Raw genomic sequence first — 15783 nt, 5'->3', positions numbered from 1 at the left:
AGATCGCTCATATCACCATTCGATTTTCGACCGATGAATCATGCCACTCAAAGGAAATCAATGGGTCCTGACCCTAGGGAGAGAGCGCTCAGCCATAGTCAATGGTGGCCAAGTTGAAAACAGCGAGGAATTCTGGAGGCTACTACTTCAAGATTTGCAACTACCCACGACGGAAGAGCTGGCGGAGGGCAATGAAAACAGCGCGGGCTTCCGATACCTAGTTACCGCACAGACAAGGGCGAGCGAAGGAACTACCCAAACCTTCAACAACAGCAATAAGCGTACGATACTCGGCTTTATGAGACAAAGTGATCTTGCTCTTGTCGTTGACGACTTTCACTACATGCCCAGTAGCGTGCAGCGCGAGATAGTTCGCTCTCTAAAGTCGGAGGTTTTCGAAGGTCTCGTCGCAATTTTGATCGCGGTTCCACATCGAGCATTTGATGCCATTGGCGTAGAACGCGAGATGGAAGGCCGGTTTGCACACGTTGAGATCCCCGCATGGAGCACTGAAGAGCTGCTGAAAATTCCTGACCAAGGATTTCCAGAACTGAAAATGGATATTGATGCCGATTGCATCACCGACTTCGTCAACGAATCCAACGGCAGCCCACTACTTACCCAAAGATTTTGTAGTCGGCTATGTAGCCACTATGGCATCGAAGAAACGTGCGAAGAGCATAAGACGTACCATCCGGCAGACTCCGTTAAGCAAGAAATCTTCGAGGCGGTTGCACAGCAATTTGGTTTTCCGACTTTCGAAAAATTATCGAAAGGACCTCAATCGAGATCCAAGAGAATTGAGCGAAGTCTACTAAGCGGTGACAACACACTGGATATTTGCCAGTCTGTTTTGAGGGCCGTGGCCAACACCGGTCCAAAAGAGAAGCTGCACTATAATGAGATAAGGGACGAGCTTCGCAAGTTGCTTGCCGAAGACGACGTTCCTCAAAAACACGAAGTTTCCAACGCCCTAGGTCATATGTCCAACATCGCCAAAGACGGCATTCAAGGGGAGCCAGTCTTAGAATGGGACGACGACTTTCTCTACCTAAATGATCCATTTTTGATGTTCTATATGCGCTGGGTGCAACGCAACTAGCCGAGCTCTACTCCCCTAGTGTTTGTCTCGAGATGAGCCCAATCCGCGATTGCGCAGCGCCCGACATAGCGCCGGCGCGTCGCTTCATGCAGCCTCGTGATTTGGACACGGCCACCAACTTGGAAACCACGCAGTCCACAATTCTGCACAACACCGTCTGCACCACCGCACCGCCCTCCGATAGTCGTGAGTTTGACCCAAGGCAACACACGCGTAAGGTGTACTGAGACGCCGTTTCGGCGCCGCTTCCCGAAAGGCACTTCCATGACGTACTCTCCCCGCATCCCCCCTGCTTCCGCCGGGCTGATCGCCCTTGCCCTCCCCTTGCCCGCCATCGCCCAGCAGGCGGGGCCGGAGGTTGATTTCTACGGGCATCTGAACCTCGGCATCATCAACGTGGATCGGGGGGACGGGTCGAACACCACTCTGACGGACAACGACAACTCCAACAGCCGGGTGGGCGTGATCTACACGCAGGCGCTGCAAGGTGGCAGCGAGTTCCGGCTGCATTTCGAGACGGCCCTCGGCTTTACCGGATCGTCCAGCATCAACGGCGCGGATGACGGTCTGGAGCAGAACTACCGCCGCACCGAGATCCGCAAGTTCGAGGCGATCTATCAGTCCCCCACCTTCGGGACGGTCTCCTTCGGGCAGGGCAGCATCGCCACCGACAGCACCGCCGAGGCCGATTTCTCCGGCACCTCGGTCATCGCCTATTCCAGCCTGCAGGATCAGGCGGGTTCCCAGGTCTTCCAGCTTGCGGGCGGCGGCGCCTCCGCCTTCGACATCGGTGACGCCTTCAGCGCCTTTGACGGCGGACGGCGCTTCCGCATCCGCTACGATACGCCCGCATTCGCCGGCTTCTCGCTTGCAGTCAGCGCAGGCGAGGAGGTTCTGGCCCGCGGCAATGACGATGAATTCTACGACATCGGCCTCACGTACAACCAGGACTACGGCGCTTACCAGGTGGCGGCTCGGACAGGGCTTTCGATCCGCGATTCAGACGAAGAACTGCTGCTCGGCTCCGTTGCGATCCTGCATGAAGCGACCGGCCTCAACCTCGCTGTCGCAACCGGGCGCCAGCAGGAGGGGGATGCGGGCTACGTCTATGTAAAGGGCGGGATCAAACGCGACTGGATCGCGGCCGGCGAGACCCGCATCTCGGTGGATTACTACTCCGGCGAGGACTTCGGCGTGACCGGATCGGACTCGCAATCGGTTGGCCTCGCCGTGGTGCAGATGGTCGATGCCTGGAACACCGAGCTCTACGCCAGCTACCGGACGTTCGAGTTCGACGACACGGGCGCGGATCTGCTGGATCAGGACGTGACCTTCGTGGGTGCGCGCTGGCGGTTCTGAGAGTTTGCAGCGCGGCGGGGAATGGGCCATAACCCTTTCAGCCCAAACGAGAGAGTTGTTGATGCTCCGCCCTTCCCTGTTCTGCGTGATCCTGGTGCTGTCCGCCTGTGGAGGTCGGTCCCCGGCGCCATCACAGCCAATCGTGAGCCCACCGCCTTTGCCCGTTGCCGGCGCGCCCGCGCAGTTCGCCACCGGTCCGATCGGGACCGCCTGCCTTGTCCATCGACGGCCCGGAGCGACGCGAGAGCGTTGTGGCTGCATTCAGGCCGCGGCCAACCAGACGCTCAGCCCATCGCAACAGCAGCGCAGCGTGCGGTTCTTCAGCGAACCGGGGCTGTTGCAGGACATCCGTCAGTCTGACAACCCGGCCAACCGCACGTTCTGGGAGACCTGGAACCGGTTTGCCGACACCGCCGAGACCTTCTGCGGGGGGCTCTGAAGCCCTGGCCAAAAGCAATTCGCCTTGAACTTGAGTCACCCATCGCTGCCGGATTTCGATGAAATCTTTGCAATAGGTGACACGCCCTGTCTCAGGTCAAAGGCGAAACGCTCTGGAGGTCGCGCATCCAGAATTGCAGGGCTTTCGACGTTTCTTCCGGCGCGTCCCGATCCTTCCAGGAGAACCGTGCCGTAACACCCTCCAGCGGCGTGTACCCGCGCTTGCGCCAAAACGGATCGAGCGGCGCGTAGTCGGCCGCCCGCGCCGGGTGATCTTGCGGCCGGATCACCGCACAAAAGCAGCATCGGCCGAACCCCAACCGTCGCGCGTGGGCCTCGCGCAGGTCGAAGAATGCGTGGCCTGCGCCCTGGCCCCGGTAGCTTGGCAGCAAGACGCTCTCGGCGCAGTAGAAAATCGTTGCAAGGTCGAGCCCGCTCCCGGAGAACGCTACGGCGAAGTCCTCTGCATGATCGCTGAGCGGAGCGCCCGTGGATGCGCCGACCAGACGACCCTCGTGGAAAGCGCCCACCACGATTGCGGCCGCACTGGTCAGGTAGGGCTGTAGGTAGCGCCGCTCGTACTCGAGATCGCCATCGTAGAGATAGGGCCAGTCGCGAAAGACGGCGATGCGCAGACGGGCTACATCGTCGATGTGGTCGGCAAGCTCGGCATGGTCGAGCGGGCGAATGTCAAGCGCCACGGTCAGGACACCTGCCGTATCCAGTCTGAAAGGTTGTAACGGGTCGTGACCCGCGTGATCAGCCCGTCCGCCACGTCAAAGAAGGAGCCGGCAGGCAATTGATACTGCTGGCCTCCCGCTTCAGGCAGGCCTTCATCTGTAGCGAGATAGCGCCCGTGCACGACGTATTCAGCCGCGGCTCGGCCCTGATCCGGTGCGTCGAAGATCACGATGTCGGTCAGCGTCTCGTCATAGCAGCGGCTCATATGGGCACAGAACTCGGCAAAAGCAGCCTTACCCCGGCGCACATTTCCTTCGTTCACATGATGCGCGACGTCGTCCGAGAGGCAGTTGAGCATCGCATCGGTGTCCTTCGCGTTGAACGCCTCGAAGTATCTTTTCACCACATCGGCCATGGGCGGCTCCTCATATGATCTCGCTGGGCGGTCCGAAGCGGGCCAGCAAGCGTTCCTTGATCTGGTCGCGCGCCTGACGATAGCTCTCGAGCTTGGCCTCGCGGCTCTCGCCAAGCCCGGTCGGGTCGAGAATGGGCCAGTATTCCACCTCCAGATGGTAGAACCGTGTGAGATCCAGCGCGCGGCGCTGCGAGGCGGGGCTGAGTGCGATGACCAGATCGAAGGAGCTCAGATCGTCACCCCAGTTCTCCATCTCGTCGAAGCTGCGCGAGCGGTGGCGGGAGAGCTCCACATCTATCTCCTGGCAGACCGCGATGGAAAACCCATCGATCTCCATATCGTTGGTGACCCCGGCGGATTGCACATATGTCCCGGTGCCGTAGAACTTCTTCATGATGCCTTCCGCCATGGGGGAGCGTACCGCGTTGTGATCACAACAAAACAGCACCGACCCTGGCAGCTCCTGGCTCATTCAGCCCCCGAAATGCAACACGCAGATCAGCGTGAAGAGGCGGCGGGCGGTGTCGGTATCGACCTCGACCTTGCCGTCGAGACGTTCCTGCAGGACGCGGCTGCCTTCGTTGTGGATACCCCGGCGGGCCATGTCGATCGTCTCAATCTGGCTGGGCGGCAGCTTCTTGACCGCCTCGAAGTAGCTCTCGCAGATCTGGAAGTAGTCCTTAACCACCTGCCTGAAGGGCCCAAGCGAGAGATGGAATTCGGCCGCCTTCTCGGCCTTTTCGGTGTTCACCTCGAAGACCAGCCGCTTGTCGCGGATCGCAAGGGCAACATGATAGGGGCCTTCGGGCACGGCCCGCCCATCCCGGGCGGGCAGCTTGAAGGTGTTTTCTTCCAGCAGATCGAACATCGCCACGCGGCGCTCCTGCTCGATCTCGGGGGTGGCCGGCGGCAGGCCGGCGTCATCGAGGACGATCTGTGAGATACGGGACATGGGTCAGACACTTCACGCAAAACCAACAAACCTGAGATGCTTAACGCAGGTTCGCAGCCAAGGGCAACGGCGAAGGCGTGCTGCTCAGTCGTTGAGTTTCTTCAGGCGGGCTGTAACGGAGAGACCATGCGCTTCGAGGCTTTCAGTTCGCGCAAGAGTTTCCGCGGCCGGGCCGATACTGCGCAAGGCACCCGGGGTCATGCGCGCGAGCGTCGTGCGCTTGAGGAAGTCGAGCACCGAGAGCCCGGAGGAGAACCGGGCCGACCGCGCGGTCGGCAGCACGTGGTTGGGCCCTCCCACATAGTCGCCGATGGCCTCCGGCGTCCACTGGCCGAGGAAGATGGCGCCCGCGTGGGTGATCTGCGCGCTCAGCGCCTCCGGATCCGCGACGCAAAGCTCCAGATGCTCGGGCGCGATGCGGTTGCTGAGGGCTGCCGCCTGAGCCAGGTCGGCGACCGTGATGATCGCCCCGAAGTCGCGCCAGGAGGCGCCCGCAATGGCGCGCCGCTCCAGCGTCTGCAGGCGGGCGTCGACGGCATCGGCCACGGCGCGTCCGAAGGCGGGGTCGGTGGTAATCAGGATCGACTGCGCGCTCTCGTCATGCTCGGCCTGGCTCAGCAGGTCGAGCGCGATCCAGTCGGGATCGTTGTCACCATCGGCAATGACCAGGATCTCCGAGGGCCCCGCGATCATGTCGATGCCGACTTTGCCGAAGACCCGACGTTTGGCCGCAGCCACATAGGCATTGCCGGGGCCAGTGATCTTGTCGACAGGCGCGATGGTCTCGGTGCCATAGGCCAGTGCGGCGATCGCCTGCGCGCCGCCGATGCGGTAGATTTCGTCAACGCCCGCAAGCCGGGCCGCGGCAAGCACGAGCGGGTTCAGCACGCCGTCGGGGGCGGGCACAACCATGGCGAGGCGCGGCACCCCTGCGACCTTCGCCGGGATCGCGTTCATCAGCACCGACGACGGATAGGAGGCCAGCCCACCCGGCACATAGAGCCCGGCTGCTGCCACGGGTGTCCATCTCCAGCCGAGCGTCGCGCCGCTTTGGTCGGTCCAGTGCGCGTCTTCGGGCTGCTGGCGCGCGTGGTAGGCCGTGATGCGGTCTGCGGCGAGCTTCAGCGCCTCGACTTCGGCCTGCGGGATGGCTGCCACCGCCTCGGTGATCTCGGCATCGGAGACCTGCAGCGTGGAGGGGGTCAGCGTCAGGCGGTCATACTTCTGCGTCAAGTCAATGACCGCCGAGTCCCCACGCGCGCGCACGTCGGCAATGATCGCCGTAACCGCCTCATCCACGTCGGGGCTGTCCTCGCGCTTGGCGGTCAGGAGGGTTTGAAAGGAGCTTTCGAAATCGGATGCGGTAGCATCGAGGAACACGGGCATTCTGCGGACCTTTGCTGGAGCGCCAAAAGAGTTTCATGCCTTCGGCGAGGATATTTTTCGCCAGAAGAAGGGATCAATCCGGATGGTCCGGCGTTTTTCCCGAGGGGGCCATGTAGGGTTTTGTGACATCTTTCAACGTCACTTCGAGCGCCTCGACCTGCAGACGGATCGCGCCGTCGCCCGCCAGCGTCAGAAGCACCTGACCGGCAGGTGGATCGGTTGGTTCGAAATCGACGGAGAGCAGCGACAGGACCATGTCGGGATCGGAGCGGTCGATCCCGCTGCTGGCAACGGCGGTCACCGCATCGAACACCAGGAGCGCGCGGACCCGTTCGGGGGAGGCAGCCCGCGCCGGGCCCTCCTCCCAGCGAAACCGGTTGATCAGCAGGACGAAGCGGCGCGCGGCCTTGTCCCAGCGCATTTCGGGCACTGGAAATACGCCATCCTGGACCAGCGCCGAAATCACCGCGAGGTCCTCGGTGTCGAGCGCACCGAGGTTGAGCGGCGCCTCGTGGCCGTCTTCGAACCGCGCGTCCGTCATGACTCGGAGATCCGTTCGATTTTCGCTCCGACGCCGGAGAGCTTGGCCACCACATGTTCATAGCCGCGGTCGAGGTGATAGACCCGACCCACCCGGGTTTCGCCTTCTGCGGCAAGGCCTGCCAGGATCAGGGACACCGAAGCACGCAGATCGGTCGCCATCACGGGTGCGCCCTTGAGCTTCTCGACACCGGTGACCGTCGCCGTGCCCCCGTGCACGTCGATATCGGCCCCCATACGCATCAGTTCCGGTGCGTGCATGAAACGGTTTTCGAAGATCTTCTCTTCGAGCACCGAGGTGCCGTCCGCAGTGCAGAGGAGCGCCATCATCTGCGCCTGAAGGTCTGTCGGGAACCCGGGGAAAGGCTCGGTCGTGACGTCGACCGCGCCAATGCGCCCGTTTCGGCGCGTCACGGCCAACCCCTGCTCGGTTTCGCGGACATCGACGCCCGCGGCATCGAGTTTCTCGCAGAAGGCTTCCACAAGGTCGATCCGCCCGCCCAGAAGCTCGACCTCGCCTCCGCAGATCGCAGGTGCCAGCATATAGGTGCCGAGCTCGATCCGGTCGGTCACGACCGTATGGGTGGCGCCTCCAAGGTGGTCGACACCTTCGATGGTGATGATCGATGTCCCTTCCCCCGCGATCCGGGCACCCATGGCCCGCAGGCAACGTGCCAGATCGACGATCTCGGGCTCGCGGGCCGCGTTGTTCAACACTGTCGTTCCCTTGGCAAGCGTCGCCGCCATCAGCGCGTTCTCGGTCGCGCCGACGGATGCAAACTCGAAATCGACCGTGCCGCCCTTCAGACCCGTCCGTGCCGTCGCATGAACATATCCATCCTTGAGCTCAAGCTCAGCACCCATCGCTTCCAGCGCCTTGAGATGCAGATCGACCGGGCGCGCGCCGATCGCACAACCGCCCGGCAGGGACACCACCGCATGACCTTCGCGCGCCAGCATTGGGCCCAGAACCAGGATCGAGGCACGCATCTTTCGCACGATGTCATAATGCGCAGTATGGTTGGTGATGGTGTGACTGGACAGCGCAATCACCCGACCATCCTGCAACGAGGTCACCTCGGCGCCGAGCGATTGCAGCAACTGCGTCATGGTCCGGATATCGCTCAACCGCGGTGCATTGATGAGCGTAAGTGGCTCCTCGCTGAGAAGCGTGGCCGGCATCAGGGTGAGACAGGCGTTTTTGGCGCCGGCAATCGGTATCTGGCCCTTCAGGGCGCCGCCTCCCGTTACAAGTATGGAATCCATGCGCTTATGCGTCCTTTTCTGCTCCGGCCCCTTGCGAGCCCTCTGCCTTCTGTGCCTGTTTTTCAGCGCGCGCCCGGGCCTGCGCCTTGCGGCGCGCCATGTTCGCCTTGAGTGCCGCTTTCAAGCGATCCTCACGCGCCGAGCCCGGCTTTGTCGATTTTGATGGGTCCGGTGACCGTGCCATGGCGCTTGTCTATCGCAGGCGATGGAAAGCGTCCAGATTGGGCTTGCGCCGCTGCAGGATTGGGTCTAATCACCCGAGCCATCGGCGCTGCCGTAGCTCAGGGGTAGAGCACTCCCTTGGTAAGGGAGAGGTCGAGAGTTCAAATCTCTCCGGCAGCACCATCTCGCTTTCTTGGGCAAGTATGCGCGCCACCCACGCGGGCCTGAGATGGGTGTCCTGCGGTGCGAATGTCACCTGCTCCGGATGTATCAACCCGAGCACGATCCGGGAGACCGCATACGTTTCATCGAATTGGGTGCAGACCCTAGATACCCGAGGCCGTGAGGGGCTGATGGCCCGACGTTTTGCGGGTCGTCGAACTGCTTGGCATTCAGGGCCGGTGGGGAACCTGCGACATCTGTGTGGATGTTGTCTGTGCACCAGAAACGCGAAAAACGGTCCCTCTTGGAGGCTCGGATCAGCGCCAGCGTGGCGGCAAGGCGTGGTCCTGCGCAAGCAAGCTTCCATCGCGCCGCTCAGGCAGGCCTCCTGCGGGGGGAGTGCCGATGGCGCTCATTGGCGCGTCCACACGCCATTGAGGCGTCGTCACACCACAATAATGGGACTACATGCGCAAAAATCGACTGAAATTGACGCGCGTCTAAACCTTTTGTTCAACACTGCTGCCTAATTGGTGTGCAGATGTATTCCGGAGTCGCCCGACATGACAAACCTCCTGACCAGAACGCGTATCAGCCTCAAACTCCCCGTCGTCATGGTCGCGATGATCGTCCTCGTGATCGTCGCGATGGGCGTTGTCAGCTACACCAAATCGGAAAAGACAGTCCTCGCGGCCGCAGAGGCACGGCTTCAGGCCCTGGCCGAGAGCGGCAGCCGGACGGTGACGACCTACCTTGAGAGTATCCAAGACAACCTGATGATCGAAGCGCTCAACCCATATGTGGCGGATGCGCTTGCGTCCTTTGCGGTCGCATTTCAGGAGATTGAAGATCCGGTCAAGCTGCTTCAGCAGATGTACATCACAGACAATCCCCATCCGCTGGGCGAGAAGGACCAGCTCTACTCGGCCAACAGTGATCTCTGGTATGACGCGCTTCATGCCGAGTATCACCCGCACTTTCACGACCTGCAGCAGCGGTTGGGATATTACGACGTCTTTCTGTTCGATATGGATGGAAACCTCGTCTATTCAGTGTTCAAGGAGCTCGACTTCGCAACGAACATGAACACGGGCGAGTGGCGCGATAGCGGTCTGGCGCAAGTCTTTTCGGCGGCGTCAACGCTTGAACCGGGTCAGCCACCCGCCTTCATCGACTTCGCCCCCTACGCGCCAAGCGCGGGCGCACCGGCTGCCTTTATCGGGGTGCCCATTTTCGACAAGAACGGCGTGGCTCTCGGCGTTCTTGCCTACCAAATGCCGATCGACCGCTTCAACAATGCCGCTCAAGCGGTGTCGGGTTTGGGTGAGACCGGCGGCGCATTCATCATCGGCGCCGACGGGCTGTTGCGCACGGATGCGCTCATGACCGAAGAGGTCGACATTCTTCAGACCAGCGTGTCGGACGTGGTGCGCGCCGTGGTCGAGAGTGGGGAAGCGGAACTCCTGAACACCTCTGGTTTCAATGGTCAGGCGGTGCTCGCACAGGTCCAGCCGTTCTCATTTCTGGGCACGGATTTGGCCATTGTCATCGAGCAAGACGCGGCCGAAGTCTTGCTGCCCATTGTCGAGATGCGAAACACCTTCCTACTTGGTGGCGCAATCCTGATCTCCGCCGCCGCCGCCATCGCAATCCTCTTTGCGCGATCCATCAGCGCGCCACTGTCCACCGTTGGCCGGGCCATGAGCGCGGTTGCCGAAAAGGACTATACGACGATCGTGCCGCATCAGGGTCGCGGCGACGAAATCGGCGAGATCGCAACCACCCTGGAGGCCTTTCGCGGCTCGCTGATCAAGGCGGATGCCGTCGGGCGAGATGCCGCCTACAAGGGCGCAGCCTTCGAGGCATCGTCCGCAGCCATGCTGCTGGTCGGTCTGGACCTCAAGGTCGTCTGGGCCAATGCGGCGTTGAACACGCTGTTCAAAGACTGCGAAGCGGAGTTCGCCAAGGCGCTCGATCAATTCGACCCCGATGCGCTTGTCGGCTCCGACTTTCACAAGCTTCACGTGTCGCAGGACCTGCGCGGCGCAATGTCGGATGCAACCACGATGCAGCCGATGAGCACGACCTTCAAACTTGGTAACGTCGTTTTGAACCTTGTGGCCGCGCCCGTTACCAACAGCGAAGGCGAGCGCATTGGTTTCGTCACCGAATGGCAGGACCAGACCGAACTGCTGCGCAATACCGCCATCATGACGTCGCTCTCCGAAACACAAGCCCAGATCGAAGTGACCCTCGATGGCAAGGTGTCGGCCATGAACTTTGTTGCGGAGAAACTGGTTGGAGGCAAAACCCGAGAGTTTCTCGGCCGACCTGTCGCAAACCTGCTGAAAATGGAGCACGAGGCTGGCGAGGAAGCGCGCGATTTCTGGAGAGAACTGGTTGCCGGAGAGCGTGTTTTCGGGTGTTTCGAATTGACCGCAGGCAGCGATCCCGCATTTGTCGAAGGTGGTTTCACCGCGGTGGCCGATCATACCGGACAGCCAGGAAGTTTCGTCCTGATCGCCAATGACGTGACAGCGTCCCACATTGCGAAGACGGCAAATCAAGCCGAGCGCCGCAAGATGGTCGCGGCGCAGGAAACGGTCGTGGACGCGCTACGGTCCGCACTGAAGTCGCTGTCGCAGGGCCGGCTCACCGATCAGATCGCAGCAGATTTCCCGCCCGAGTATCTCGAGCTGCGCGCGGACTACAATGAGGCCCTGTCGAGCTTGAATACGGCCTTGAACGCGATCTCGGAAAACGCCGGATCGATCCACGCAGAGTCGGTCGAGATCGCGCGCGCGGCGGATAACCTTGCGGCCCGCACCGAGACGCAGGCATCCACTTTGGAGGAAACGGCGGCCGCGCTCGATCAAATGACCGCATCGGTTCGGTCCGCAGCCGAACGCGCCAAGCAAACCGCGTCGCTTGTCAAGGCGACCGAGGGCAAGGCGGATGAAGGTGGCAAGGTCATGATGGCGGCTGAGAAGGCGATGCAGGACATCTCCGAGTCCTCAAAGTCGATCACCAGCATCATTGAAGTGATCGAGAACATTTCGTTCCAAACCAATCTGCTGGCCTTGAACGCAGGTGTCGAGGCAGCGCGTGCCGGAGAAGCGGGCCGTGGCTTTGCTGTTGTCGCCTCCGAAGTGCGTGCCTTGGCGCAGCAATCGTCTCAGGCGGCAACCGAGATTGCAACGCTCATTTCGACCACAGGACAACAAGTGGATAACGGCGTGTCGATGGTCCAGAAGACCGGTCTTGCTCTGGAGAGCATTGTCAGTGCTGTCACGGAAATCGCCACGCTGGTGTCGGAGATGTCCGATGCGACGACGGAACAGGCGCAGGGGCTGGATGAGATCAACACTGCGGTCAATCAACTCGATGGTCTGACCCAACAAAACGCCGCAATGTTCGAAGAAACGACCGCCGCAAGCCACGCACTGACCGCGCAAGCGAAATCGCTTAGTGAGACCATAGGTAAGTTTGACACTGACGCTGGGTCGTCAGAACAACCGGCTCGGCTGGCCAGCTAGTCCTATCCGAGATCAGATAGTTGCTCGTCTTGTCCTATCGAACCGTGTCACATTTGCCGCAAGGTGCGACTGAGCTCTAGCCGAGCTAACGTCTACCAACTGTCGTCGGACAGACCAGATAAGCTGGGACAGCGGCACGTGTCCGCCGGGGCCGACATTATGCTGTGATTGAATGACCCAAGCCATTCGGAGCAAGCGTGGAGTGGGAGGACCGTGACGAACAGCAAGAGCGCAACGAGCCTTTTGCAACGCGATTTGCACTTGTAACGCCTCGTCGGCAAGTATTGCGACCCGCTTCCAAGGACGGACAACACGTCAGCCAGAAACCTTATCGCGCGCAGCAACAAGCAATCGATGAAGATGTGAAGAAGGATCTGTTCAGCGCACTTGTCTGCGCGTCGCACACCACATCGCGAACTAGACCGAAGCTCAAAGCAGTTATGGTGATCTGTCCTGCTGATCTGGCCGGCTGAGGTTTAATAGATCTGTCGGTGTTTCTTTCTGTTGATTCCATCGCGGTCAGGGCAGCTGGTTTGAGCCTTTGTGTAGTTCAAACCAGGCAGGTCGGGCGCTGCGGTGAAGGAGTGCGACGACGGTCGGGGGCGGCCCGCCGAGCGATGTGTGTGTATGGTAATCGATCCTCCAGTTTTCCATAATCTCGCGTGTCTCTGCGAGGATACGGAAGATATGATAAGTCAGGCATGCGTTGTGAAGGCGGCCTTTGAAGCTCTCCATACGTACGGTTTGCGTGGGTGACCTGCCCCATTGGTCCCTCGTTCATAACAAGACTCTGCGGGGTTTGGATTTCGTCGCCGGCGGCGCGTTTGGGCGGGTGTTTTGTTGTTGAGCGAAGAATGCGGGAGGACAAAGGGATCGTAAAGTTAGCCGTCAGTCTATCCAAATTTCCCCCAACAGTGACCGAGGCAGGGATCGATCCTTCGTTGACAGCGGCACCACCCCCAAAAAGAACTATGCCCTGACTGAAGTGCAATTGACCACTTCATAGCCAGTATCTTCGACTTCGAGGTCTTCTAGAGGTTCGTTAGCCAGAGCGAACGGCCGATGCAGACAGGCGTGGATTGGTACAGCGAAGAGTACGTCCATCCGAGAATTGGATGTATCACAAGCCGCAAGACGCAGCGGAGCCCTCCTACCCATCCTTGAACGCGGCCGAGAACACCCCAACACTCAAACCAATCACGCTCCGGTAAGCCCGAAACGGTCGATTCGGCTGTCCGTGTTGCGTTCAAACCTTCTCAGAACTCATCCCAGCCGCTCAGGTCTTCTGCAAGATTGCTGGTTCGAACTCGAGGCAAGACGCCCGTTCTCGGCGATGTTTCTGTTTTGGGTGAACCACTCGGTTCGGCCAAAGTCATAACCTCATGTCCGGTTTTAAACCGTGCAGTGGAATTTTTCAGATTACCTGCCTCATCCGATAGCAGAGCGCTTGTGGCTGTTACCTCTTCAAAGGATGCTGCCTGCTTTTGCGTGTTGCTGTCGATCTGTCCGACAGCACTGTTGATCTCGGCGATGCCGTTCACCTGCTCTGAAATAGCAGGTGAAATCTGATCGATCAGTTGAGAGACACCAATGACGCTTTCCGAGATCATCTCAAGGGATTGCTTTGCGTTGCTCACCTTTTCGACGCCTTCGGCAACGGCCTGGTCGCTTCGTGCTATGACTTCATCAATCTCCTTTGCCGCCTCGCCTGCGCGTTGCGCCAACTGACGCACTTCGGACGCCACGACCGAGAACCCGCGCCCTGCCTCGCCGGTGCGCGCCGCTTCAACGCCAGCGTTCAGGGCCAGCAGGTTGATCTGGAAGGAGATTTCGTCAATCACGGTCACAACCTTCGCGATTTCCCCGGACGCACCTGAGATACGGCTCATGGCTTCGGCTGCATCCTCTGCAACGACGCTGCTGGACTTGGCCGTCTCACGCGCCATGCTTGCGTTGCTGTTCGCATCTTCCACGTTCTCGCTGACCTGCTTGATGCTCGCGGTTAGCTCTTCCAAGGCCGCTGAAGTCTCTTCGAGGGAGGCCGCGTTTTGCTCGGCCTGTTTGGAGAGCGCGTCCGACGTATCGCGCAACTCGTCAGAAGACGAAGAGAGGTTGACCGTGCTGCCGGAGATGTCACCGATCAGGGACTTCAGGGAGACGATCATGCCGTTTGTGTTGTCCTGAAGGTCCTTGAACGCCCCCTTGAATTCGCCTTCCATCAGCTCTGTCAGGTCGCCCTCCGCAACGCGGCGCAGAGCCTGGCCCGTGATGTCGATGCCGTGATCCATGTTCTGGACCAACTTGTTCATATTTGTTGCCAAAGCGGACAGCTCTTCGTCGCCAAAGTCAGCATCGACGCGTTGCGAAAAATCACCATCGGACGCCGCATTGACAACCTTGCCGAGGGAGGCGCTCAAATCCGCAATCATCGCCTTGCGCACGGCTTCAGCCTCGTTCCGCGCAGCCGCCTCTTGTGCCTCTTGCTGTTGCCTGAGCGCTTCAGATGCCCTTTGACGCTCTGCTTCTGCCGTCTTCTCGCGCTCTGCCGCTTCGATAGCAGCCTTGCCATTTGCCTTGAAGACTTCAAGCGCTCGCGCCATGCGGCCGATTTCATTGTCGAACTCGGCATGGTGAACAGCAGTTTCGAGATCTCCAGCCGCAATTTTTGACATCGCCGAGACTGCGTCTTCCAAGTCGCCAGATATCCGAGCCGCAAGCCTGTTGGAATAGCGCCAGCCAAAGGCGACGATCATCACAGCGGCAACGCAGATGGCGACAACGGCCCAAAACGATACGGCCTGGCCTCGGGGCCCAAGCGTATTTTGCCGATCAGTGGCAATGTTGATCACGGTCTCTACGTCAGCGACAATCTTCGGACCAAGGGTGTCCATTACGCCGCGTGCGGAAACCTGTTTTTGGACGGCTTCCGAAAGCATACCTGAGCGGTTGATGAAGCTCGTCATTTGTCGAGACGCAACATCGGCAAGCTCAAGTCTTCGCGGGTTCTGCAATTCTGTTCGCAGCGTTCCCAGTTCCGCGGTCGCGTCACGCATCTCCAAAACAGACCGTTCAAGATCGGTCGCTGCTTCTGTTCTGCGATATTTTTCAAGATAATAGCGGCCCAACATCAGCGCTTCCTGGGCCCGGCCTGCATAAAACGCCGCAGTGGGGTCATTGTCCTCGTAAGCGGTCGTCATGATCTCGGTAAGGGCTTTTCGTGCAGTCAGTCCTGCCTCGGTCAACTCGCTCTCCACTGTATCGTATTCCATACGTGCATCGAGCATGAGATTGAATTGAGCTTCATACTCCGCAAGCTCGGCCGCAAGGTTCTGAAAGGTCCTGACCAGTTGAGAGTCATCACCACCCACCGCTTCCACTTGTGTTTTGGCGGCTCTGAGCTCTTCGATATTGTCGCGAAACTCCTCTATTCGGGCCGCATCTGGCGACAAGCGCCATTTCAGGGCTGCCATCCGCGCTTCCAGCGTGTTTTCCAGAATGGCGCCTGCCTCAAGCGTTACGCGCGCGGTGCTGCGGTATTCGACAAACGTGGATTTGATGAGCAGCGTGATTGTGATCGCAAATGCGGACAAAAGCACCAGGCTTACAATCAACGCGCCGCTAATCGAAAAGATCTGTTTTGAAATTGGAGCCGGTGAAGACATGAGCGCTCTCTTCTTATTAAATAGCAACACGATTCAGGAATTCGTTTAGGGTCAGGACCCATTGATTTCCTTTGAGTGGCATGATTCATCGGTCGAAAATCGAATGGTGATATGAGCGATCT

Annotated in this window: 14 protein-coding genes, 1 tRNA gene and 1 pseudogene; 6 read left to right on the top strand and 10 right to left on the bottom strand. The window is 59.9% G+C overall.

Features of this window, described 5'->3' with window-relative positions; translation table 11 throughout:
* Positions 1 to 40 precede the first annotated feature (40 nt).
* From MUB52_RS23295 to MUB52_RS23285, 3 genes are all read left to right on the top strand, one after another.
* Complete coding sequence (locus MUB52_RS23295) at positions 41 to 1102, top strand: hypothetical protein (RefSeq protein ID WP_263846556.1); 1062 nt, start codon at positions 41 to 43, stop codon at positions 1100 to 1102.
* 264 nt (positions 1103 to 1366) lie between these two features.
* Complete coding sequence (locus tag MUB52_RS23290) at positions 1367 to 2461, top strand: porin (protein ID WP_263846555.1); 1095 nt, start codon at positions 1367 to 1369, stop codon at positions 2459 to 2461.
* A 61-nt stretch (positions 2462 to 2522) separates the two neighbouring features.
* The gene (locus tag MUB52_RS23285; RefSeq protein WP_263846554.1) at positions 2523 to 2900 is read left to right on the top strand and encodes a hypothetical protein; all 378 of its coding nucleotides are present in this window, start codon (positions 2523 to 2525) and stop codon (positions 2898 to 2900) included.
* 91 nt (positions 2901 to 2991) lie between these two features.
* Here MUB52_RS23285 and MUB52_RS23280 read toward each other — a convergent pair whose 3' ends face one another.
* From MUB52_RS23280 to MUB52_RS23245, 8 genes are all read right to left on the bottom strand, one after another.
* Positions 2992 to 3600, bottom strand: coding sequence for a GNAT family N-acetyltransferase (locus tag MUB52_RS23280; RefSeq protein WP_263846553.1), 609 nt, complete (start codon positions 3598 to 3600; stop codon positions 2992 to 2994).
* 2 nt (positions 3601 to 3602) lie between these two features.
* Complete coding sequence (locus MUB52_RS23275; RefSeq protein ID WP_263846552.1) at positions 3603 to 3995, bottom strand: ketosteroid isomerase-related protein; 393 nt, start codon at positions 3993 to 3995, stop codon at positions 3603 to 3605.
* 10 nt (positions 3996 to 4005) lie between these two features.
* On the bottom strand, positions 4006 to 4467 hold the full coding sequence (locus MUB52_RS23270) for an arsenate-mycothiol transferase ArsC (protein ID WP_263846551.1): 462 nt from the start codon (positions 4465 to 4467) through the stop codon (positions 4006 to 4008).
* Positions 4468 to 4947 (bottom strand): UPF0262 family protein, encoded by a 480-nt coding sequence (locus MUB52_RS23265; RefSeq protein WP_263846550.1) that lies wholly within the window; start codon positions 4945 to 4947, stop codon positions 4468 to 4470.
* A gap of 84 nt (positions 4948 to 5031) precedes the next feature.
* Complete coding sequence (gene hisD, locus MUB52_RS23260) at positions 5032 to 6333, bottom strand: histidinol dehydrogenase (protein WP_263846549.1); 1302 nt, start codon at positions 6331 to 6333, stop codon at positions 5032 to 5034.
* 73 nt (positions 6334 to 6406) lie between these two features.
* On the bottom strand, positions 6407 to 6874 hold the full coding sequence (locus MUB52_RS23255) for a DUF2948 family protein (protein WP_263846548.1): 468 nt from the start codon (positions 6872 to 6874) through the stop codon (positions 6407 to 6409).
* Positions 6871 to 8139 carry a UDP-N-acetylglucosamine 1-carboxyvinyltransferase gene (gene murA, locus MUB52_RS23250; protein ID WP_263846547.1) on the bottom strand — a complete coding sequence of 423 codons (1269 nt, stop codon included), beginning with the start codon at positions 8137 to 8139 and terminating at the stop codon, positions 6871 to 6873. The genes MUB52_RS23255 and murA overlap by 4 nt, the downstream gene beginning before the upstream one ends.
* Before the next feature lie 4 nt (positions 8140 to 8143).
* Positions 8144 to 8323: a hypothetical protein gene (locus tag MUB52_RS23245; protein WP_263846546.1), complete on the bottom strand. Its 180-nt coding sequence runs from the start codon at positions 8321 to 8323 to the stop codon at positions 8144 to 8146.
* A gap of 86 nt (positions 8324 to 8409) precedes the next feature.
* Between MUB52_RS23245 and MUB52_RS23240 the strand changes: the two genes are divergently transcribed.
* From MUB52_RS23240 to MUB52_RS23230, 3 genes are all read left to right on the top strand, one after another.
* Positions 8410 to 8484: transfer RNA gene (locus MUB52_RS23240), tRNA-Thr, on the top strand.
* A gap of 542 nt (positions 8485 to 9026) precedes the next feature.
* Positions 9027 to 11999, top strand: coding sequence for a methyl-accepting chemotaxis protein (locus tag MUB52_RS23235; RefSeq protein WP_263846545.1), 2973 nt, complete (start codon positions 9027 to 9029; stop codon positions 11997 to 11999).
* 197 nt (positions 12000 to 12196) lie between these two features.
* Positions 12197 to 12472 (top strand): hypothetical protein, encoded by a 276-nt coding sequence (locus MUB52_RS23230; RefSeq protein ID WP_263846544.1) that lies wholly within the window; start codon positions 12197 to 12199, stop codon positions 12470 to 12472.
* A 46-nt stretch (positions 12473 to 12518) separates the two neighbouring features.
* Here MUB52_RS23230 and MUB52_RS24150 read toward each other — a convergent pair.
* Together MUB52_RS24150 and MUB52_RS23225 are read right to left on the bottom strand one after the other, a co-directional pair.
* Positions 12519 to 12746: pseudogene (locus MUB52_RS24150) on the bottom strand (integrase core domain-containing protein); the annotation flags it as partial.
* Between the two features lie 509 nt (positions 12747 to 13255).
* Positions 13256 to 15661 carry a methyl-accepting chemotaxis protein gene (locus MUB52_RS23225; RefSeq protein WP_263846543.1) on the bottom strand — a complete coding sequence of 802 codons (2406 nt, stop codon included), beginning with the start codon at positions 15659 to 15661 and terminating at the stop codon, positions 13256 to 13258.
* Positions 15662 to 15783 lie beyond the last annotated feature (122 nt).

The organism is Roseobacter sinensis (assembly GCF_025755255.1).
Lineage (GTDB): Bacteria > Pseudomonadota > Alphaproteobacteria > Rhodobacterales > Rhodobacteraceae > Roseobacter > Roseobacter sinensis.
This window is presented reverse-complemented; position numbering and strand designations above follow the sequence as displayed.

Coding starts and splice junctions, on each gene's coding strand:
- MUB52_RS23295 (WP_263846556.1), top strand. CDS start 41: ATGCCACTCAAAGGAAATCAATGGGTCCTGACCCTAGGGAGAGAGCGC.
- MUB52_RS23290 (WP_263846555.1), top strand. CDS start 1,367: ATGACGTACTCTCCCCGCATCCCCCCTGCTTCCGCCGGGCTGATCGCC.
- MUB52_RS23285 (WP_263846554.1), top strand. CDS start 2,523: ATGCTCCGCCCTTCCCTGTTCTGCGTGATCCTGGTGCTGTCCGCCTGT.
- MUB52_RS23275 (WP_263846552.1), bottom strand. CDS start 3,995: ATGGCCGATGTGGTGAAAAGATACTTCGAGGCGTTCAACGCGAAGGAC.
- MUB52_RS23270 (WP_263846551.1), bottom strand. CDS start 4,467: ATGAGCCAGGAGCTGCCAGGGTCGGTGCTGTTTTGTTGTGATCACAAC.
- MUB52_RS23265 (WP_263846550.1), bottom strand. CDS start 4,947: ATGTCCCGTATCTCACAGATCGTCCTCGATGACGCCGGCCTGCCGCCG.
- hisD (WP_263846549.1), bottom strand. CDS start 6,333: ATGCCCGTGTTCCTCGATGCTACCGCATCCGATTTCGAAAGCTCCTTT.
- MUB52_RS23255 (WP_263846548.1), bottom strand. CDS start 6,874: ATGACGGACGCGCGGTTCGAAGACGGCCACGAGGCGCCGCTCAACCTC.
- murA (WP_263846547.1), bottom strand. CDS start 8,139: ATGGATTCCATACTTGTAACGGGAGGCGGCGCCCTGAAGGGCCAGATA.
- MUB52_RS23245 (WP_263846546.1), bottom strand. CDS start 8,323: ATGGCACGGTCACCGGACCCATCAAAATCGACAAAGCCGGGCTCGGCG.
- MUB52_RS23235 (WP_263846545.1), top strand. CDS start 9,027: ATGACAAACCTCCTGACCAGAACGCGTATCAGCCTCAAACTCCCCGTC.
- MUB52_RS23225 (WP_263846543.1), bottom strand. CDS start 15,661: ATGTCTTCACCGGCTCCAATTTCAAAACAGATCTTTTCGATTAGCGGC.